At 70.6% G+C, this 19,499-nt stretch carries 19 protein-coding genes; 10 read left to right on the forward strand and 9 right to left on the reverse strand.

Annotated features, from left to right (window positions below; genetic code table 11):
- Positions 1 to 72 precede the first annotated feature (72 nt).
- The 4 genes from AB0K12_RS39975 (at position 73) to AB0K12_RS39990 (ending at position 3,663) form a co-directional block, all read left to right on the forward strand.
- On the forward strand, positions 73 to 1,293 hold the full coding sequence (locus AB0K12_RS39975; protein ID WP_364572942.1) for an MFS transporter: 1,221 nt from the start codon (positions 73 to 75) through the stop codon (positions 1,291 to 1,293).
- Positions 1,294 to 1,377: 84 nt separating this feature from the next.
- The gene (locus AB0K12_RS39980) at positions 1,378 to 1,776 is read left to right on the forward strand and encodes a hypothetical protein (RefSeq protein ID WP_364572944.1); all 399 of its coding nucleotides are present in this window, start codon (positions 1,378 to 1,380) and stop codon (positions 1,774 to 1,776) included.
- A 76-nt stretch (positions 1,777 to 1,852) separates the two neighbouring features.
- Positions 1,853 to 3,001: a histidine kinase gene (locus AB0K12_RS39985; RefSeq protein WP_364572946.1), complete on the forward strand. Its 1,149-nt coding sequence runs from the start codon at positions 1,853 to 1,855 to the stop codon at positions 2,999 to 3,001.
- Positions 2,998 to 3,663, forward strand: a complete 666-nt coding sequence (locus tag AB0K12_RS39990; RefSeq protein ID WP_345406800.1) for a response regulator transcription factor — start codon at positions 2,998 to 3,000, stop codon at positions 3,661 to 3,663. The genes AB0K12_RS39985 and AB0K12_RS39990 overlap by 4 nt, the downstream gene beginning before the upstream one ends.
- Positions 3,664 to 3,723: 60 nt before the next feature.
- Here AB0K12_RS39990 and AB0K12_RS39995 read toward each other — a convergent pair whose 3' ends face one another.
- From AB0K12_RS39995 to AB0K12_RS40020, 6 genes are all read right to left on the reverse strand, one after another.
- Positions 3,724 to 4,158, reverse strand: a complete 435-nt coding sequence (locus AB0K12_RS39995; RefSeq protein ID WP_364572949.1) for a hypothetical protein — start codon at positions 4,156 to 4,158, stop codon at positions 3,724 to 3,726.
- Between the two features lie 110 nt (positions 4,159 to 4,268).
- Complete coding sequence (locus tag AB0K12_RS40000; RefSeq protein ID WP_364572951.1) at positions 4,269 to 5,789, reverse strand: glycoside hydrolase family 76 protein; 1,521 nt, start codon at positions 5,787 to 5,789, stop codon at positions 4,269 to 4,271.
- 10 nt (positions 5,790 to 5,799) lie between these two features.
- Positions 5,800 to 7,077, reverse strand: coding sequence for an ABC transporter substrate-binding protein (locus AB0K12_RS40005; protein ID WP_364572953.1), 1,278 nt, complete (start codon positions 7,075 to 7,077; stop codon positions 5,800 to 5,802).
- Between the two features lie 30 nt (positions 7,078 to 7,107).
- Positions 7,108 to 7,980 carry a carbohydrate ABC transporter permease gene (locus AB0K12_RS40010; RefSeq protein WP_364572955.1) on the reverse strand — a complete coding sequence of 291 codons (873 nt, stop codon included), beginning with the start codon at positions 7,978 to 7,980 and terminating at the stop codon, positions 7,108 to 7,110.
- A complete protein-coding gene (locus AB0K12_RS40015; protein WP_364572957.1) occupies positions 7,977 to 8,918 on the reverse strand; it encodes a sugar ABC transporter permease in 942 nt (313 codons plus the stop codon). Before AB0K12_RS40015 ends, AB0K12_RS40010 begins: the two co-directional genes overlap by 4 nt.
- Complete coding sequence (locus tag AB0K12_RS40020) at positions 8,915 to 10,189, reverse strand: glycoside hydrolase family 125 protein (RefSeq protein ID WP_364572959.1); 1,275 nt, start codon at positions 10,187 to 10,189, stop codon at positions 8,915 to 8,917. Before AB0K12_RS40020 ends, AB0K12_RS40015 begins: the two co-directional genes overlap by 4 nt.
- Before the next feature lie 143 nt (positions 10,190 to 10,332).
- Here AB0K12_RS40020 and AB0K12_RS40025 point away from each other — a divergent pair, with 143 nt between their 5' ends.
- Positions 10,333 to 11,454 carry a substrate-binding domain-containing protein gene (locus tag AB0K12_RS40025; protein WP_364572961.1) on the forward strand — a complete coding sequence of 374 codons (1,122 nt, stop codon included), beginning with the start codon at positions 10,333 to 10,335 and terminating at the stop codon, positions 11,452 to 11,454.
- 14 nt (positions 11,455 to 11,468) lie between these two features.
- Positions 11,469 to 12,518, forward strand: a complete 1,050-nt coding sequence (locus AB0K12_RS40030; protein ID WP_364572963.1) for a glycoside hydrolase family 76 protein — start codon at positions 11,469 to 11,471, stop codon at positions 12,516 to 12,518.
- Here the strand turns inward: AB0K12_RS40030 and AB0K12_RS40035 are convergent.
- Entirely contained in the window at positions 12,510 to 12,893 is a 384-nt protein-coding gene (locus AB0K12_RS40035; RefSeq protein ID WP_364572965.1) for a VOC family protein, read from the reverse strand. The genes AB0K12_RS40030 and AB0K12_RS40035 overlap by 9 nt on opposite strands.
- Positions 12,894 to 12,991: 98 nt before the next feature.
- Positions 12,992 to 13,759, reverse strand: a complete 768-nt coding sequence (locus tag AB0K12_RS40040) for a helix-turn-helix domain-containing protein (protein WP_364572967.1) — start codon at positions 13,757 to 13,759, stop codon at positions 12,992 to 12,994.
- A gap of 43 nt (positions 13,760 to 13,802) precedes the next feature.
- On the opposite strand from AB0K12_RS40040, the gene AB0K12_RS40045 reads away from it, so the two are divergent.
- Complete coding sequence (locus tag AB0K12_RS40045) at positions 13,803 to 14,534, forward strand: alpha/beta hydrolase (protein ID WP_364572969.1); 732 nt, start codon at positions 13,803 to 13,805, stop codon at positions 14,532 to 14,534.
- Here the strand turns inward: AB0K12_RS40045 and AB0K12_RS40050 are convergent.
- On the reverse strand, positions 14,516 to 15,169 hold the full coding sequence (locus AB0K12_RS40050; RefSeq protein ID WP_364572971.1) for a hypothetical protein: 654 nt from the start codon (positions 15,167 to 15,169) through the stop codon (positions 14,516 to 14,518). The two genes, AB0K12_RS40045 and AB0K12_RS40050, sit on opposite strands and share 19 nt — an antisense overlap.
- A 445-nt stretch (positions 15,170 to 15,614) precedes the next feature.
- Between AB0K12_RS40050 and AB0K12_RS40055 the strand changes: the two genes are divergently transcribed.
- From AB0K12_RS40055 to AB0K12_RS40065, 3 genes are all read left to right on the forward strand, one after another.
- Positions 15,615 to 16,829, forward strand: coding sequence for a sensor histidine kinase (locus AB0K12_RS40055; RefSeq protein ID WP_364572973.1), 1,215 nt, complete (start codon positions 15,615 to 15,617; stop codon positions 16,827 to 16,829).
- A 26-nt stretch (positions 16,830 to 16,855) separates the two neighbouring features.
- Positions 16,856 to 17,560 carry a response regulator transcription factor gene (locus AB0K12_RS40060; RefSeq protein ID WP_364573086.1) on the forward strand — a complete coding sequence of 235 codons (705 nt, stop codon included), beginning with the start codon at positions 16,856 to 16,858 and terminating at the stop codon, positions 17,558 to 17,560.
- Between the two features lie 509 nt (positions 17,561 to 18,069).
- Positions 18,070 to 19,497 carry an amidase gene (locus AB0K12_RS40065; protein ID WP_364572975.1) on the forward strand — a complete coding sequence of 476 codons (1,428 nt, stop codon included), beginning with the start codon at positions 18,070 to 18,072 and terminating at the stop codon, positions 19,495 to 19,497.
- Positions 19,498 to 19,499 lie beyond the last annotated feature (2 nt).

Genomic DNA, 19,499 nt, shown 5'->3' on the forward strand with positions numbered 1-19,499 from the left:
GGGCCCGCACCGGTTGACGATTTCCGTCAATCGTCGCGGGCCGGCCCCGCAGCGGGACGCACGGTTGACGCCATGTCCACCACCACGATCAAGCCGCGCGACCTCATCCGCGCCTCGGGAGGCCCGCGCTACGCCGTCGCCCTGGCCGTGGACGCGCTCGGCACCGGCCTGCTGCGGCCCTTCCTGCTGCTGTACGGGGTGCTGGTGCTGCAGCTGTCGGCGGCGGCGACGGGCGCCGCCATGACGGCCGGCATCGTCATGGGCCTGGTGTGCATGCCCGGGGCCGGCCGGTGGCTGGACCGGGGCGCGCGCAGCACGGTCGTGGCGGCGTCGATGCTGGTACGGGTGCTGGGCGTGGCGCTGCTGACGGCCACGCCTGCGGGGAACGCCTGGCTGTTCGGGGCGGCGGCGTTGTTCCTCGGCATCGGCAACCAGGCGTGGCCGGCCGCCCACGCGGCCCTCATCACGACGGTCGCGCACGGCCGGGTCCGCGATGCCGCCCTCGCGGCGGGCCGCTCCCTGCGCAACGCCGGTCTGGGCGCCGGCGCGCTCGTCGCGACCGCGTTCCTGGCGGGCGGCGTCGCCGCGTTGCAGGTGCTGGCGGTGGTCACGGGGCTCGCGTACCTCGCCGCGGCGGCGCTGGCGTGGTCGGTGCACGTACGCGCCGAGCCCGCCGAAGCCGCGGACGGGAACGACGAGCCGGCACCCCGGATGGTCGCGCTGCTGGCCGCCAACGTGATCTACGCCTTCTGCCTCAACGTCCCCGAGATCGCGCTCCCTCTGGTCCTCGTCACCCGGTTGCACGCCTCTCCGGTGTGGCCGGCCGTCATCTACGTGGCCAACACCGTGCTGGTGATCACGTTGCAGGTGCCGGTCACCGTCCTGATGTCGCGCTTCTCCCGGCGTACCGTGCTGGCGCTGTCCGGGGTGGTGCTCGCCGCGTCCTACCTGGGCTTTCTCGCGGCGACCTCGCTGGGATCCGGCTGGGGCGCGCCGGCCGTCGTCCTCGTGTCCGTGGTCTGCACGATCGGCGAGATCCTGTACGCCGGCAGCGCCACCGCGCTCGTCGCCGCGACCGCCCCCGCGCAGGTCATGGGACGCGCCCTCGCCCGCTTCCAGCTCTCCACGGGCTTCGGCCTCGCCGTCTCCCCGGCGGTCATCACCGCGCTCGCCGCCCACGGCCCGGCCGCGCTCTGGGGCGGCCTCGCCGGCGCGACGCTCGTGTCCGCCTCCGCCGTCGCGAACTACTCCGATCGGAGTAGCACGTACGGCGAACGGAGCACGGCCAAGTGACGATCAACGGACGACGCGCTCCCACCGCCGCCCGGCCTAGCGTTGCTCGTCGAGTTGATCGGCCGAGAACCCGAAGGAATCAGCATGAACAGGAAAATGACCACCGCCATCGCCGGGCTGAGCCTGACGGCGGGTCTCCTGGCGGCCGGCGCACCGGCCGGCGCCCAAGCGGGCGTGACCGCCGCGCCGAAACCGCCGAAGGGCGCGCGGGCCGTGGTCCAGGTCAGCCCCAACCCCACCACCGAGCGCGGCCAGGAGGTGACGATCACCGGTCACTGCGGCGGCGGCAAGGGGCTCAAGGGCGTGCTCGCCGGGCTCGACAGGAAGAACCCGGTGCTGCGGAACATCCGCATCGTCAAGGACGACCCGAAGGGGTTCGTGGCCAAGGCGAAGCTCGACTCCAAGATCGGCAACGGGGTCGGGCCCGTGTTCGTCGACTGCGGCGGCGAGGCGGGCGTGACCCTGCTCGTCACCCACGTCTGAGCCGGGACTGGTAGACACGTCCGGAGCCGGCCGGCGCCGGTCGGCTCACCCGTCACCTTCGAGAATGAGCCCCCACATGGCCGAGCCGCCCCCGCGCCGCGAACCCGCGCCCCTCCGGCACCTCGCCGGCATCACCGACACCACGCTCGCCGTCCTCACCCTGGTCTTCTTCGTCACCGTGGCCCTGGCCACCGGGGTCCGCAACCCCTGGGACGGCACGATCCCGCTCGGCCTGTTCCTCGGAGGGCTCCTCCTGGTCAGGCGCCGATGGCCGATGACCGTGCTGCTGCTGTCGGTCGCCGGCGTCTTCGCCTATCACCTCACCGGGCACTGGCCGCCCGCCGGGTGGATCTGGCCGGCCGCGGTCGCGTACTTCACCGCCGCCACCACACCCCGCGTCCGCTGGGTGGCCGCCGTCGGCGTGGCCCAGCTGGCGTACTCGGCGTTCGACGCGCGCTTCATCATCGACCGGAACCTGACCCGTTACGTCATCCACGTCGTGGGCGAAGGAGTGCTGCTGGCGCTGCTCATCGCCGCGGGCCTCACCTACGCCGCCGCGCTGCGCTGGCGCGAGCGGCTGCGCGAGACCGACCGCCGCGCGCACGCCGCCGAGGAACGGCTGCGCGTCTCGCACGAGGTCCACGACGTCATCGCGCACACGCTGGCCGTCGTCGGCGTGCAGCTCAACGTCGCCGCCGACGTCCTGGAGGAGGACCCGGAGGAGGCCGCCGCCGCGCTGCGCGTGGCCAAGGACGTCAGGAACCGGGCGATGGCCGACCTGCGCTCCCTCATCACGGTCCTGCGCGACGGCCCGGAGGTGACCGCGCCCCAGGCGGACCTGGCCTCCCTGGACCTGCTCATCGCCGACGCCCGCGCGGGCGGGCTCGACGTGCGTCTCGACGAGAACGGTGACCGTACGGACGTCCCCGCCGTGACCGCCATCGCCGTGCACCGCATCGTGCAGGAGTCACTCGCCAACACCCTCAAGCACGCGGGAGCGGGCTCGGCCACGGTGACGATCGGCTACCGGCCGCACGCGATCACCGTCGAGGTCGTCGACGACGGCCGCGGCGTCCCCGACGGCGCCGAGATCGCCGAAGGCCACGGCCTGGCCGGCATGCGTGAGCGGGTGAGCGCACTCGGGGGCGCGCTCACCGCCGGGCCCGTCCCCGGGGGCGGCTTCGCCGTACGGGCGGAGCTTCCTGTGGCAGGCTCGACGGCATGACGATCACGGTGCTGCTCGCCGACGACCAGGCCCTCGTACGGGCCGGTTTCCGCAGCCTGCTGGCCCGTTCGCGGGACATCACGGTCGTCGGCGAGGCCCAGGACGGCGAGGAGACCGTACGCCTGGCCGCGCGCACCCGCCCCGACGTGATCCTCATGGACATCCGCATGCCGGGCACCGACGGCATCACGGCCACCCGCCGCATCGTCACCGACCCGGCCACGTCGGGCTGCCGGGTCATCATCCTCACCACATTCGACACCGACGAGCACGTCTTCGCCGCCCTGCGTGCCGGGGCCAGCGGCTTCCTCACCAAAGAGGTCGAGCCCGCCGACCTGCGCCGCGCGGTGGCCGCCGTCGCCGGGGGAGACGCCCTGCTGTCGCCGGGGGTGACGCGGCGCGTCATCGAGCAGTTCGCCCACCGGCAGGTCGCGGCGCCCGGCGCGGACCGGCGGCTGGCCGCTCTGACCTCGCGGGAGCTGGAGGCGGTCAGGCTCGTGGCGCTCGGCCTGTCCAACGGCGAGATCGCCGAACGCCTCGTCATCAGCCCGCTCACCGCCAAGACCCACATCACCAGGGCCATCGCCAAGCTGAACGTCCGCGACCGGGTCCAGCTCGTCATCCTCGCCTACGAGAGCGGCCTGGTGCGTCCCGGCACGTGACCGGCGACGTCAGAGCGTGCGGCCCGGCCCCGTCCGCAGCCACGGGACCGGGGGCTCAGGTCAGGGGTAGAGCGTGAAGGTCTTGGTGTTGTTGCAGACGATCGTGCCCGGCAGGCAGCGCTTGGCCCTGATGGTGATGCGGTCGAGGTTGGTGCGGCTGGTGGAGAAGCTGAAGTCCTTCGTGCCCTTCTTCCGCCCGGCCTCCTTGTAGCCGCCGTCGATCTCGTCGCCGTTCTTCTTCTTGAAGGAGACCTCGACCACGGCCGTCCAGGTGTCGCTCTTGGTGTCCCGCACGGTGCCGCTCGCCTTGCCGAAGCCGTTGGTGCAGAGCTCGAGCCGGTAGCTGACGTTGCCGTCCTTGGTGCTGATCTTGCCCGACGCGATGCGGCACCCGGCCGAGGCGGCCGAGGCGGCCGTCGCGGGCGCCATGACGCTGAGGGCGGCGGCGACCCCGATGACCGTGACGAGCGTCTTCGGGGCGGAGAACTTGGGCATGAGTGATCCTTTGCCAGTCGATGAGAAAGTGCGGTGCTCCGCTGCGCGGAACAACGCCTGAAAGGCTAAAGATCGCCGGTATGCGCAGAGTATGTCCGCCAAGCCGCAGGTCAGCACCCCTGCGAAGCGCACGAGACCGGCCCGGAGAGGTCGAGCCGGTCGAGGTTGAGGAAGTTCGAGCCCATCTCGAGCCGGATCATGTTGTAGCCCCGGGCGAGGGTGACGCCGTCCAGCACGGCCGTGCTCCACGTGCCCCAGCCGCCGGTGGAGGGGAACGGCTGGCCGGCGGCGACCTGAGCGCCGTTCACGAGGACGCGGCGGGTGGCGTCTCCCGCACCCGCGGCGTACCGGAAGGTCAGCTTGTGCGCTCCGGCGGAGGCGACGTTCACGTGGAAGGTGAGCGTCTGTCCTGAGCTGTTCCAGCCGGCCAGGTAGCCGCGGCCGCTGTGGCCGGGCTGGCTGCTCTCGCCGCCGATGCCGACCGGCACCGCGTTCTCGGCCTCGTAGACGCCGTTCTCCGGCTGGAGCCCGGCGTTGCCGTCCGGCTGGACGATCTGCAGCGTGCTGACGGCGGCGGCCGCGGTCAGGCTCTGCAGGTACGTGCTCGGCGCCGGCGCCGACCAGTCAGGCCCCACCAGGTTGTCCGGCCTGCGGCGGTGCTGCCACGCCTGGGTGGCGTTGCGCTGCAGGAACGGCAGATACCGGCGCTGGCCGTGCTCCTTGACCAGCGTGTTGAGCCCGCGGATCAGCCGCGCCTTGAACCCGCCGCCGTCGTTGACGCCCTCCTGCATCACCGTGCCGCCGTTGGTGAGGTAAGTGGTGACCCAGTCGGCCGCCGCGCGGGCGTCGGCCAGGTAGGACGCGGCGCCGGTCGCCTTGTGCAGCGCGGCGGCGGCGCTGATGTAGGTGCCGAAGTTGTAGCTGAAGTCCCATTTGACGAGGGTGCCGGAGCCCTCCAGGTGGTCGTACACGTGGCCGTTCTCCTGGAGGTTGGCCTTGATCCAGGCGAACAGGCCGCGCGCCCGCTCCAGGTAGCTCGCCTCGCCGGTGGCGGCGTAGAGCTTGGTGGCGGTGAGCGCGGCGGGGGCGTTGGTGGCGACGTTCTTCTGGTCGCGCACGCTCCTGCGCCACCAGATGCCGCCGCCGTACGTCGAGTCGTGAAAGGCCCAGATGCGGTCGAACAGCTCCCGGGACCTGTTCAGGTACCTGGCGTCGCGGGTGATCTCGTACGCCCGCGCGCCGGCCAGCGCCCACCAGCCGAGATCGTCGTTGAAGTCGTTCTCCCACTCCGGATAGGCGGCGACGAACCCGGCGTAGACGTCGTCGATCATGCGGCGGTACTCGGCGCTGCGGGTGCGCTCGTAGGCGTCCATCACCAGCTCCCACAGCTGCGCCTCCCACCAGAAGTCGGTGTAGAGACCGTTCTCCGGCCCGTGCGCGTGCTCGTGGATGCGGCGGTCGCTGTTGGTGTAGAAGTATTTCTTCGCCGGGTCCCAGAAGGTCGCGACGAAGGCCCGCATGGCGGCGTCGGCGTCCGCGGGGACGTGCCGGACGGCGGCTTGAGCAGGCAGGACGGGCTGGACGAGAGCTGCCGACAACAGGACACAGGCAGCCGCGAGGCGTGATCTCACCGGCGCTTCCTTAGTTGAGGTTGTTGTCCTTCAGGACCCGGTCGCCCTGCTGCTGTGCCTGGGCGAGGGCCTGTTGTGCGCTGACCTTGCCCTCCATGAAGAGCTGGAGGTTCGGGATGACCGCCTCCTCCTCCATCGGCGGGTAGCCGGCGCAGGCGGGACGGATCTTGGCGTACTGCAGCGTGTCGATGATGGGCTTCCAGAACGGGTCGCCGGAGAAGAACGGATCCTGCGCGGCCTCGACGTTGCCGGGGATGTTCAGGCTGGTCTTCGCCCACAACATGGCGTTGTCCTTCTCGGCCGTCCACCACTTGACGAACTCCCAGGCCGCGTCCTGCTGCTTGCCGGCGCGCGGGATCACCAGGCCGAAGCCGCCCATGAGGCTGGCCTGGCCGCCCTGCGGGCCGCTCGGCGGCGGCACGATGCCGAAGTCGAGGTCCTTGCCGTACTTCTTGTACGTGGTGATGTTCCACGGCCCGGTGAGGATCATGGAGACCTTGCCGGTGGCGAAGGCGTCGGTGCCCTCGCCGAGCCCCTTCTCGAAGCCGCTCTGGTAGACGCCCGCCTTGATCATCCGGCTCCACAGGTCGAGCGTCCGCAGGCCCTGGGGGCCGTTGAAGGCGGTGCTGGAGCAGTCGTCGGTGACCATCCGGCCGCCGGCCTGGCGCAGGTACATGCTGAACAGGCCGGTGTCGTCCATGGACAGCCCAGCCCGTACGAGCTTGCCGTCCTCGCGCCTGGTCAGCTTGACCGCGGCTTTCTCCAGCTCGTCCCAGGTGCGCGGCGGCTCGATGCCGGCCTCCTTGAGATGGGCCTTGTTGTAGAACAGCGCGCGGGCGTCGACCGTGAGCGGCAGGCCGTACAGCTTGCCGTCGTGTGTGAGCTCGCGCACGGCCTCGCCGTAGAAGCGCTCCTTGGGGATGCCGTCCTTCTTGAGCAGGTCGTCGAGCGGGAGCAGCACGTTCTTGGGGGCGTAGCTCGCGGTGCGCCAGCGGTCCCAGAACATCACGTCGGGGGCCTGGCCCGAGGTGGAGGCGGTGAGGAACTTGGTGAGGATGTCCTCCTGGACGACGTACTCGACCTGGATCTTGGGGTGGGTCTTGTTGAAGGCCGCGGTCATCGTCCTGAACTGCTGCTCGCCTTCCCCCGACCAGTCGCCCCAGAACTTCAGCTTGACGACCCCGTCCGCTGAGGAGGAGGTGGTGCCGGAGGAGGCGCAGCCGGTGGTGATCACCGTCGCGACGGCGAGGGCGGCGGCCGCCAGCCGCCTGGTCAGGGTCGCGTGCATCGGCGGCTCATTCCTTTCGTGAGAGTCATGTCATTGCAGGCCGGAGCCGGTGAAGGCCAGACCCCGGGTGAGGTAGCGCTGCGCGAAGGCGAACAGCAGGAGCGTGGGCGCCATCGCGACGATGGATCCGGCCATGAGCGGCCCGTAGTCGGTCTGCCGGTTGAAGGAGAAGGCGGCCAGGCTCATCTGGATGGTGTTCATGTCGGGGTCGTTGAGCACGATCAGCGGCCAGAGGAAGCCGTTCCAGCCCGCGACGAACGTGAACACCGCGAGCGTGGCCAGCGCGGGCCGGCACAGCGGGAGGTAGATCTTCCAGAAGATGCGGAACTCGGGGCAGCCGTCCACGCGGGCCGCCTCGCCGAGGTCCTTGGGCAGGGACAGGAAGAACTGCCGCATCATGAACACCGCGAACGCGCCGACCGCGCCCGGCAGGATCACCGCCCAGTACGTGTTGAGCAGCCCGATGCCGCCCTGCCCGGCGATGTCGTTGCCGCCCGCGAGCGGCATGCTGCGGACGATGACGAACGACGGCACCAGCGTCACCACGGCCGGCACCATCATCGACCCCAGCAGCAGCCGGAAGAGCACCTTGCTGCCACGGAACGGCAGCCGCGCGAAGGCGTACCCGGCCATCGCCCCGAGCAGCAGGTTGGTGACCACCCCCGCCACGGCCAGCAGCATCGAGTTGGCGAAGTGCCGGGCGAACGGCACCGCGGTGAACGCCGTCCAGTAGTGCTCGAAGGTGATCGAGCTGGGCAGCCACTTGATCGGCAGGGCGATGATCTCGTCATCCGGCTTGAGCGACGTGCTCAGCGACCACAGGAACGGCAGCAGCATGAACGCCCCGACGACGGTGAGCACCCCGTAGAACAGGGCGATCCTGATCCGCCTGGCCATGGTCATGTCTCGTCACTCCGGTTGATCCGCATGTTGATCACGGTGACCGCCACGATGATGAGGAACAGCGTGAACGCCTGCGCCGAGGCGTAGCCCATCTGCAGCCGGTTGAAGGCGGTCTCGTAGATCTGGTAGACGGGCGTGAGCGTCGAGTTGCCGGGGCCGCCCTTGGTCATCACGTACGCCTGGTCGAACAGCTGGAAGGCGCCGATCAGCGACAGCGTCGTGACGAACAGCGTGGTCAGCCGCAGCTGCGGCCAGGTGACGTGGGCGAACGCCGCCCAGCGGCCGGCGCCGTCGAGCGCGGCGGCCTCGTACAGGGGGGCCGGGATGTTCTGCAGCCCGGCGAGGTAGATCAGCATGTTGGAGCCGATGCCCTGCCAGAGCGTGACCAGCACGATCGAGACCATGGCCGTGCTGCTGTCGCCCACCCACGCCGGGCCCTGGATGCCGAGGAGGCCGAGGATCTCGTTGATCGGGCCGTAGTGGCTGTTGAGCATCCACGTCCACACGGTCGCGGCGGCCACCGGCGAGGTCACGACGGGGATGTAGTAGATGGTGCGGAAGACGCCCATCGCCGGCAGTCTGCTGTTGAGCGCCACTGCGAGCAGCAGCGAGGCGGCGATCATCAGCGGCACGAACATCACGCAGTAGAACAGGATGTTCTTGAGCGTGGCGAAGAAGGTGGTGTCCTCCATCAGCCTGGCGTAGTTCTCCAGGCCGGCCCACGACGGCGGCGTGAACACGTCGTAGCTGGTGAAGCTCAGGCCGAGCGCGCCGACCACGGGCAGCACGGTGAAGATGACGAACAGCACCATCGGCGGCGTCGCGAACAGGATCCCGGCCCGCGCCTGGTGCCGCGACAGCAGCGAGCGCCTGGGCTTGGCGTGGCCGGGGGAGGCCCGGCCGCCGACCGCGGGCGGGCCGGCGAGCGTCTGGGTCATGGCGCCGCCACCTCCATGGCGAACTGCGCGTACAGGCTGTTGGCCCAGCCGAACCAGGGGCGGGTGAACACGCCGGGGTCGTCGGGGTCGAAGCTCTCGTGGATGTAGCCGGTGCCGGCCGTGGTCGCGGCGAGCATGGTCAGCAGCTCCGCCTGCTCGTCCGCGTCGGTGCTGGTCAGGCCCTGCATGGCCAGCGACATCGGCCAGACCTGGCCGGGTTTGGTGTGCGGGCTGCCGACGCCGCGCGCGTGCCGGCCCTCGCTGTAGTACGGGTTGCCCGCGCTGAGCACGAAGGCTCTGGTGTTGCGGTACGTCGGGTCCGTGGCCGGGCGGTAGCCCAGGTAGGGGATGGACAGCAGGCTCGGGATGTTCGCGTCGTCCATCAGCAGGTGGTTGCCGAGGCCGTCGGTCTCGTACGCGTAGATCGGGCCGTGGCGCGGATGGTCGACGATCGCGTGCCGGCGGATGCCGTCCTCGATCTGGGCGCGCAGCGCGGCGGCGGCGTCGGCGAGGGCCTGGTCGGCGTAGAAGTCGCGGGCGAAGGCCGCGACGTGGCCGAGCACGACGACCGCGAACATGTTGGCCGGGACGAGGAAACCGTAGGTGCAGGCGTCGTCGCTGGGCCGGAACGCCGAGCGGACCATGCCCGTGTGGCCGCACGCGGGGCCGCGGCCTTCGTTGACGAGCGTGTCCGTGGGCTGCTCGGGGTGCGGGCGTTCGAAGCTGTAGGGGGAGCGGTCCGGGTGCTGCTCGGCGCGCATGGTCGCGACCGCGACGGCGAGCATGCGGTGCACGTCCTCGTCGAAGACCTCGGCGTCGCCGGTGGCCGTCCAGTAGAGGTGCAGCAGCCTGAGCGGGTGGCACAGGGAGTCGAGCTCCCACTTGCGTTCCCAGACCCAGGGGGTCAGCTCGGTGTGGTCGTCCTGGTGGCCCTGGCCGTCGGGGGTCTCGTTGAAGGCGTTGGCGTACGGGTCGAGCGCGACGTAGCGGGCGTGCCTGCGGATCACCCCGCGGACCATCGCCCGCAGGTCGTCGTCTGCCGCGGCGTGCCGGACGTACGGCTCGATCTGGGCGGCGGAGTCGCGCAGCCACATGGCCGGGATGTCGCCGGTCAGCACGAACGTGGTCCCGTCAGGGAGCCGTTTGACCGTGGTCTCCAGCGTGTTGAGGAAGCACTGCCGGAACATGGCGGCGGCATCGGGGAACCGGGGCGCCAGCAGCGTGCGTACCTGGTCGGCGACGTCGAGCAGCACAGTGGGGACGGCGTTCACGCGTTTCCCTTCGTGAGGTGCGTGAGATGTCATCTGAGGGAAACGTAGGAATCAAGTTGTCATAAGTCAATATGTTTGATGTATAAATCTATGAGATGATATATACCTAGATACGGTGACATACCAAGTGGTGAAGGGGAAGAGTGGCTGCGAGAGGCCCGCTCCTGTACGAGCGGATCATCGATTACCTCCTGGACGAGCTCCGGCGCGGAGCCCTGGCTCCCGGCGACCGCGTCCCCTCGGAGATGGAGCTGGCCGAGCGGTTCGAGGTCAGCCGGATCACCTCGAAGAAGGCGCTGGAGGTGCTGCGCCAGGCCGGCGTCGTGCACCGGATCCGCGGCAAGGGCTCGTTCGTGGCCCAGGAGCCGCCCGACCTCGACGCCCTGGCGCTCTCCCCGGCCGGCGCGGCGGTCCAGGAAGGCGAGCGGGTGCCGGGGACGATCGCCATGATCTATCCCGACGCGTCCGAGGCGTACGGGCTCGAGCTGCTCTGCGCGGTGGAGGAGCGCTGCGCCGAGCGCGGCATCACGCTGGTCATCAAGCGCACCCGCGGCAGCCAGGAAGAGGAGGAGAAGGCCATCGAGTCGATGGTCGACGCCGGGCTCGCCGAGGGGCTGATCGTCTTTCCCGTGCACGGGGAGTACTACAACGCCGGGCTGCTGCGTACCATCCTCGACGGCTACCCGCTCGTCCTCGTCGACCGCTATCTCGCCGGCATCCAGGTGTGCGCCGTGCACACCGACAACGTGGCCGCCGCACGGGCCCTGACCGAGCGCGTGCTCGACCAGGGGCACCGGCAGGTCGCGTTCGTCTCGCCGCCGCCGGAGAACACCTCCAGCATCGAGGAACGTCTGGAGGGCTTCCGCGCCGCCTTCGCCGGGCGCGGCCTGTCCCTCGGCGACGCGCGCCAGCTGACCGGCCTGTCCAGCACGCTGCCCGGCGCGTTCACCCAGGACAACGTGCTCGCCGACGTCGAACGCATCCGCGCCTTCCAGGCCGGCGAACCCGAGGTGACCGCGTTCGTCGTGTGCGAGTACAACCTGGCCCGCGTCATGAGCCGGGCCATCGCCGGGGCCTCGCCGCGCCCCCTGATCGCCTGCTTCGACTCGCCGCTCGACCCGATCGCCGGGCCGGAATTCATGCACGTACGCCAGGACCAGCGGGAGATGGGCCGGCAGGCGGTGGACCTGCTGCTCGCCCAGATGCGCGGCGAACCGGTGCCGCCGCGCTCCATCGTCCCCTTCTCGATCGTCGAGCCCAGCTGACCCACGGAGGACCTTTGACGCCCCCTGCCCTCTGGAACGACCGCGCCGAGCTGGCTCAGCGCAGCCTCGATCACTACTTCGCCGCCCCCGGCGACCAGCTCTTCCACAACTGGCACCCGCTGGAGCCGGGCAACGACGACGTCTTCAACTACTGGTGGCTCGCGCACGCCATGGACGTGCGGATCGACGCCCACCGGCGCAGCTCCGACCCCGCCAGGCTCGACCAGGCCGCCGCCCTCCTGGCCGGCATCCGCCGCCGCAACGGCGGCGCGCTGTTCAACGACTACTTCGACGACATGCTCTGGCTCGCGCTCGCCACCCTCCGCCTCGCCGAGGCCACCGGCTCCGCCGACCTGCGCGGGGACGCCGTCGTGATCTGGCAGCACGTGCTGGACCACGGCTGGAACGACCACGAGGGCGGCGGCATCGCCTGGCGGGTCCAGCAGCCGTACTACAAGAACACCCCGGCCAACGCGCCCTTCGTCATCCTGTCGGCCCGGCTGCACCGCGCCACCGGCGAGGCCCGCTACCTCGAGTGGGCGGTCAGGGCCATGGACTGGCTGGAGGGCGCGCTGGTGCGGCCCGACGGGTTCGTCGAGGACGGCGTCAACCGGCAGGAGGACCACGCCATCGACGTGGACTGGCGCTTCACGTACAACCAGGGTCTGTACGTCGGCGCGTGCGTCGAGCTCGCCCACGCCCTCGACAAGAACGACCACCTCGCCCGCGCCGCCCGCACGGCCAGGACCGCGATCACCGAGCTGGCCTCCGACGGCGTCTTCGCTGACGAGGGTGACGGCGGAGACGAGGGCCTGTTCAAGGGCATCTATTACCGGTACGCCCACCTGCTGGTCTCGGTGCACGACGTACCCGACGTGCGCGACTTCCTGCTGGACAGCACCGAGCGGTTGTGGGGCTCGTGCGTCCGCGACGGGCTGCTGCTGGCCGCCCAGGACTGGAACCGGCCCCCCGGGCCCAAGGTCTCCCTGTCGGCACAGCTCAGCGCCGTGATGGCGACCGAGGTGTGCGCCGCCCTGGCCACCGCCACAGCCGGCTCAGCGTAGGTGACCGGTGATGATCCACAGGTGGCCGAACGGGTCCCGGATCCGGCCTGACCGTTTCCCGTAGGGGCGATTCTCGATCGGAACGACCACCTCGGCGCCGTGGGCGATCATCCGCTCGCCCACGGCGTCCGCGTCCTCGATCTCGACCTCGATGAGAACCGGCGAGCCGCCGAGGTCTCCGGGCGATCGCCACCCCCACGCCTGAACGGCCGGCGACACCCGAAACGATCCCCCTTCCACGCGATGCTCGATCATGCTCGGCCGGCCGTCGTCGGCCGGGGGAGCGGTGAACACCTGCTCCGCACCCAGGGCCGCCTGGTAGAAGGCGGAGGCACGGACGGGGTCGGGAACGATGAGACGTGGAGAGAGCTTCATGCGCCCATCGTCCTGGCGGTCCGGTCCGGGGTCTTGAACATTGGGGAACGCCCCCCGGCAAAGCCGCCTTCCCCGGACCTGGTAGGGCCGGTGGATCGTCAGGCGGCCAAGCCTTCGGTGCGCAGCCACTCCGTCGGTGTGCTTCCGGCCATGGCGCGCCACTCCCGGGTGAAGTGTGCCTGGTCGGCGAAGCCTGACTGCGCGGCGATGGTCGCCAGGCTGATCGTTTCAGTGCGGGCGGCCGTTGCGAGCGCGCCGCGTGCGTTCTCGAAGCGCAGGAGCCGCTGGTACTCCTTCGGCGTCACGCCCAGCGCGGCGCGGACCGTACTGCTCAGGTGCCGGCGGGAGCATCCCAGGAGCCCGGCTGCCTCTTCCACCCTCGTGGTGCTGGACAGCGCCTTCAGCGCGGCCCGTGCATCCCGTCCGCCGGCGTGTCTTTGGTGCCGGGCCCAGCCGGTGAGCAGCGCGTTCTCGACCAGGGTGCGGCGTTGCGGCCACGACCGGCAGGCGGCCAGTTGCTCGGGCAGGTGCGCCATCGCCGGGGACACGTCCGCGAGATCGGCGATCTGCCCGCTCAGGTCCGACGCCGGTACGCCCAGCAGCGCCCCTGCTCCCAGCGGGCTGAGCGTCAGCCAGACGCCACGCCTACCGCCCTGCTGCCGCAGCTCGGCGGCGTCCAGGTGCAGCCCGGCGACGGCGGCGCTGAACCGCTGCGCCGGTTCCGCCCGCTCGAGCCAGGCGATCTCGACCGCGTCCGACTCCGGGATGGTGACGGTGATCGTGGACGAGGGAAGCCCGCGGTGCGCGCTCGGGCCCAGCTCGTACGGGCTCAACGCCACCACGAACGGGGCCAGGGCGTGAGTCATTGCTCCACAGTACGGGTTCGTCGTCAGGTGGAAGGATGTGGACATGTACGTCGATGAGGTCGGAAACACGCAAGCACCGCCCATTCTGCTACTGCACGGCGGCGGGGTCGCGGGATGGATGTGGCGGCCCGTGGTGGAGCGGCTCGGCGCGAGGGCCCGCGTCATCGTCCCCGACCTTCCCGGCCATGGGAACAGCGCGGCGGAGCCGTACCGGTCACACGAGTCCACCGCTCAGGCCCTGATGAAAGTCCTGGAGGAACGCGCTCCGCACGGCGCCACGGTCGCCGGCTTCTCCCTGGGCGCGCAGCTCACGATCATGCTCGCCGCCAGCCGTCCCGACCTCGTCACCAGTGCCGTCGTGGTGAGCGCGCAGGCGAAGCCGCTGCGGTTCCCCGGGGCGACGCTGGGGCTCCTCGCCGCCACCGCGCCGCTCGCCAGGCAGGAGTGGTTCGCGAAGCTCCAGGCCAAGCAGCTGTTCATCCCGGACGAGCTGCTGGCCGACTACGTCCGTGACAGTGCGCGTACGAGCCGGGCGACCCTGCTCGCGAGCGTCGGCGAGAACATCCGCTTCACCCTTCCCGCCGGATGGTCCGAGTTCAAGAATCCGGCTCTGGTGATGGTGGGGGAGCGCGAGCGCGGGTTGATGCACGCCTCCGCCCGTGCCATCCACGACGCCGCTCCCGGCAGCCGGCTGATCACCGTACCGGACTGCGGTCACGGCATCCCCCTCCAGCGCCCGGACCTGTTCGCCGGCCATCACCCCTTCGGCCCGTAGGCCGTCATGAGGACGTACACGACAGCGAGAACTCCGATCCAGATCAGAGCACGCCTGGTCGGCGGCGGCCCGGCCCGCAGCAACGAGAACCCCAGGGGGATGAGGGCGACGCAGAGACCGCCGACGGCGAGGAAGGATTGCGGGATCTGGGTGCCTTTGAGCGGCCCGAGCGCGAGCATCGCCATCAGACCGAGCGCCACCGACCGCCCCAGCCCCAGGGCACCGGACCGGTAGGCGCCGACGGCCAGCACGACCCACCCGAAGAACGCCGGCCCCGAGATGGCCCTGAACGGATGCCACCGCGTCTCGCCCCAAGCCGTGTAGTAGGCGTCGACACCGTCGAGCATCGTCCGCAGACCGAGACTGTCGGTGAGATGAAAGGCCAGGTGATCGGTCCCGAACTGGAAGACCCTGGTGAACAGACCCACGAGCACCAGACATCCGCCCCACATCCCCCACAGCGGACTGGTGGCGGCGATCCGCTGCGCCAGCGTCACGACCCCCGGCCACAGCATGATGAACCCGGCCGCGAAGCAGGTGTAGGCGGCGGTGATGAGCGCGGGATGCCGACTGTAGGCGATGAGCTGCTGCGGGACGAAGAAGTGAAACGGCGAACGCAGCAGCGTCCCCGCCATGATCAGTAGAGGCCCGCCGATCAGCGACACCGCACTGACCCACCGCCCAGGGAACGGATGCTGCCTTCCCAGGTTGGCCGCGGCATTGGCCGCACGCCGTTCCCCATCGCTCTGCCGCCATCGCGCCACACGCCGTTGGATTTCGGACATCATTCGGTTCCCGCCCGTCCTGTCGCTGCCTCCCGGCACGATCCGCCGGGTCCAGCAGCATCGTCGCGAGCCGGGCGAGGTGCGCGCGTCTGCCCCAGGTCGCATCTTTCCGCCGTTCAAGAGCCGGCGCTACGACTCCGGTCAGACGTGGAACGCCCCGTCGTGGTCAGCCGACCCCCCTACGGACTGAGATGTCGCACCGCACACGGGGACCGGTGGTCGGACCACGGTTGGATGCGGAAAGTCCGACCGTGGTCAGATGCCGGGCCGGGTGCGGGGGCGGTACGGTCCGGGCATGAAGTGGGGCGGGCAGCGGCTCGATGGGTGGATCGTCACCGACGTGGTGACGGCGATCGTCGTGGCGCTGATCATCAGATACGCCGTCGCCGATCCTCCGGGGCCGTCGTCGTGCTGGCCGACGTGGGCGGCGTGGCTGATCGGGGCGGTCCTTGCCCTGCCGATCGCCGTACGGCGGCGCAGATCTCGTGCCGTGCTCGCCTTCGCGGCCGTCACGGGCGTGCTGGCGACCGTGACCGGTGCCGTGGCGGCGGGCGCGATCTGGGTGACGTACGTGCCGACCGCGCTCGTCCTCTACCTCGTGGCCTCCGCCACCCCGCTGGCCTGGTCGGCGGCAAGCCTGGCGGCATGCGTGGCCGGCGCGGTCACAGCGGTGCTGATCTTCTACGAGCAGGTGTTCCCGGGTCTCGAGCCCGCGGCAGGGCCGAGCGAGCTGCCAGCCGCGTGGCCGATCGAAATCGGGGCGATCTCGGTGCTCCTGATCACCGCGGGGGCCGTCGGAGCGGCCGTCCGCTGGAAACGGGAGACGACCGCCCGCCTCGTCCGTCACCTCTCCGAAGCGGTCGTGGCCGACGAGCGCCGCCGCATCGCCCGAGAGCTGCACGACGTCATCGGCCACAGCATGAGCCTGATCGCCGTCAAGGCCACCGTGGCCAACCATGTCGCCGACGCCCGCCCGCAAGAGGCCCGCGCCGCGCTGGCCATCATCGAGCAGACGAGCAGGAGCACGCTGACCGAGATCCACCGGGTGCTCGGCCTCCTCCGCTCCGACGGCGACGCCCGGCTGACCCAGGAGGAGACCCACCTGCCCGTCCCCGGCGTGGCAGACCTACCTGGGCTCGCCGACCACGCCCGCTCCGCCGGGGTGGGGGTGGAGCTCACCGTCCACGAAGAAGCCGCACTCCCGCCCGCGGTGGCGATGTCGATCTACCGCATCGTCCAGCAAGCCCTGACCAACGTCATCACCCACGCCGCACCCACCCACTGTTCGGTAACCGTGCACATCAACCCCCGCGAAACCACGATCGAGGTCCTCGACGACGGCCCGCGCCTCGGCCGCCCACCCCGCACCGGCCACGGCGGGCACGGCCTGATCGGCATGCGCGAACGGGTCAAACTGTACGGAGGCACCTTCAGCGCGGGTCCCAGGCCCGAAGGAGGCTTCCGCGTGGCAGCCCGCCTCCCGTACGACGAGAACAGCAATGCGACATGACCGGCAACAACACCTCCAGCAGCGGCATGACCGGCGACGCCGCTCCGCACGAGTCGTCACCGACCATCCGGGTCCTGCTCGCCGAGGACCAGGTGCTGGTGCGTGACAGCCTCAAGGTCCTCATCGACACCACTCCGGGGCTGGCCACCGTGGGCGAGGCGGGCACCGGTGCCGAGGCCGTGCGCCTGGCCCGTCGGCTGCGCCCCGACGTCGTCCTCATGGACATCCGCATGCCCGACATGGACGGCATCGAAGCGACCAGCCGCATCTGCGCCCACCCCGACGGCGCCGGCGTCCGCGTCCTCATCCTCACCACCTTCGACCTGGACGAATACGTGTACGGCGCGCTCCGCGCGGGAGCGAGCGGCTTCCTCGTCAAGAACGCCACAGCGGAGGAGCTCCTGGCCGCCATCAAAGTCGTCGCCGCCGGCGAGGCCCTGCTCGCACCGTCGGTGACCCGACGCCTCATCGCCGACTTCTTGCGCGGCTCCCGCTCCACCCCGGCGGTGCGCGACCTGGGCAACACCACCCAGCGCGAACGCGAGGTGCTCACCCTGATAGGCAGCGGCCTGTCCAACACCGAGATAGCCGAGCACCTGCACCTCACCGTCGGCACGGTCAAGACCCACGTCGGCCGCCTGCTGTCCAAACTGCACGCCCGCGACCGCGCCCACCTGGTCATCGCCGCCTACGAAGCCGGCCTCGTCACCGTCCCGGACAACCACCGATGACCAGCGGGCTCCGGAGACGCAGTCACCACCTCCCCGGGCGGGCACCATGACACGGCCGGTCTCAGGGGGACCGATGCGGTGCCGATGCTCGCCACCACCTCGTCCAGGACGGCCTTTCTGCGTCCCGTGAAAGCGCTCGATCAGGCCATGCCGTCCAGGCCGCCGGCGGCGCCCCTCGCGACGAACTTCGCCGGGTCGTCGAGCTGGCCCTGCTCCCGTGGCCGAGCCCATAAGCAAGAAACGCTTCCTCTGTCGACTGGACAAATGCCGCGAATTGTGGCCAGTGACGTGATGGGCAGTCCGTTCTGACGAGAATTGAGAGGTCTCTCTCGTTGCATGTAGCGGAGTTTCATGCCCTCGCCAGAGCCGAAGACCCACGCGAAGCCCCTCTGACCTGGGATGAAGCCAATTCCGGCCAAGCTGCCAGGCGGCCATTTCCGCTTTTCCGGAAAATGCCGACGACACGTGCCGGGATCAGCATGCATGGCAAGCCAATAGAGTCCTCCGCCATGGATACGAAATACCAGTCGGCCGAAGAACTGGCGGTCGCGTTGCGGGCCGGGGAAGTGAGCTCAGCAGAGCTGACGGACGACGCGATCGCCCGGATCGAGCGGGACGACGAGGTGACCAACGCGATCTGCGTACCCGACTTCGACCGGGCGAGAGCAGCCGCGCGAGACGCCGACCGGGCGCGCGCCCGCGGTGTGGAGCGGCCGCTGCTGGGCGTCCCGGTGACGGTCAAGGAGTCGTACGACGTCGAAGGGATGCCCACGACCTGGGGCATGCCGCAGCACCGCGCCTTCATGCCGGCCGAGGACGCGGTCCAGGTGCGGCGGCTCAAGGCGGCGGGCGCGGTGGTGCTCGGCAAGACCAACGTGCCGCTGGGCCTGCAGGACATCCAGACCTTCAACGACCTCTACGGCACCACCACCAACCCCTGGGACCGCGACCGCACGCCAGGCGGGTCGTCCGGCGGGTCGGCGGCGGCGCTGGCGTGCGGGTTCGGGGCGCTGTCGATCGGCTCCGACCTGGCCGGTTCGCTGCGTACGCCCGCCCACTTCTGCGGCGTCTACGCGCACAAGCCGACGCTCGGGCTGGCGGCGACCCGCGGCATGGCCCTGCCGAAGGAGCTGCCGGCGGAGCTCGACCTGGCGGTCGTCGGTCCGATGGCGCGTACCGCCCGCGACCTCGCGCTCCTGCTCGACGTCATGGCGGGCCCCGACCCGCTGACGTACGGCCTGGCGTACGAGCTCAAGCTGCCGCCCGCCCGCCACGACCGGCTCGCTGACTTCCGGGTCCTGGTCCTCGACGAACATCCGCTGCTCCCGACCGGCTCGGCCGTGCGGGCGGGCGTGCACCGGGTGGCCGCCGCGCTCACCGACGCGGGCGCCCGCGTCGAATGGCACAGCCCGCTGCTGCCGGACCTGGCGGAGGCCGCGAGGCTCTACATGCAACTGCTGATCTCCGGTTCGGTCGCGCGTTTCCCCATGGAAGCGCACGAGCAGCGCCCGGACGACCAGAGCCTCGAGTCCGTACGGCTGCGCGCCCTGACGCTCAGCCACCGCGACTGGCTGAAGGTGAACAGCCGCCGCGAGGCCCACCGGCACGGCTGGCGGGCGTTGTTCGCCGAGTTCGACGCCGTGGTGTGCCCGGTCACGCCGACGCCGGCGTTCCCGCACGACCACAGCCCCGATCCGATGCGGCGGCGCATCGACATCGACGGCACCGAGTACCCGTACTTCGACCAGCTCGTCTGGGCCGGTCTGGCCACCATGCCCGGCCTGCCCGCCACCGCCGTCCCGGCGGGCGGATCCCCCGAAGGGCTGCCGGTGGGCGTGCAGCTCATCGGCCCGATGTTCGAGGACCGCACCCCGCTCCGGCTGGCCGAGCTCCTGGAGCAGGAGATCGGCGGCTTCCATCCCCCGAAGGAGCGGTAGCG

It is taken from the genome of Nonomuraea sp. NPDC049419 (assembly GCF_040676995.1).
GTDB lineage: Bacteria > Actinomycetota > Actinomycetes > Streptosporangiales > Streptosporangiaceae > Nonomuraea > Nonomuraea salmonea.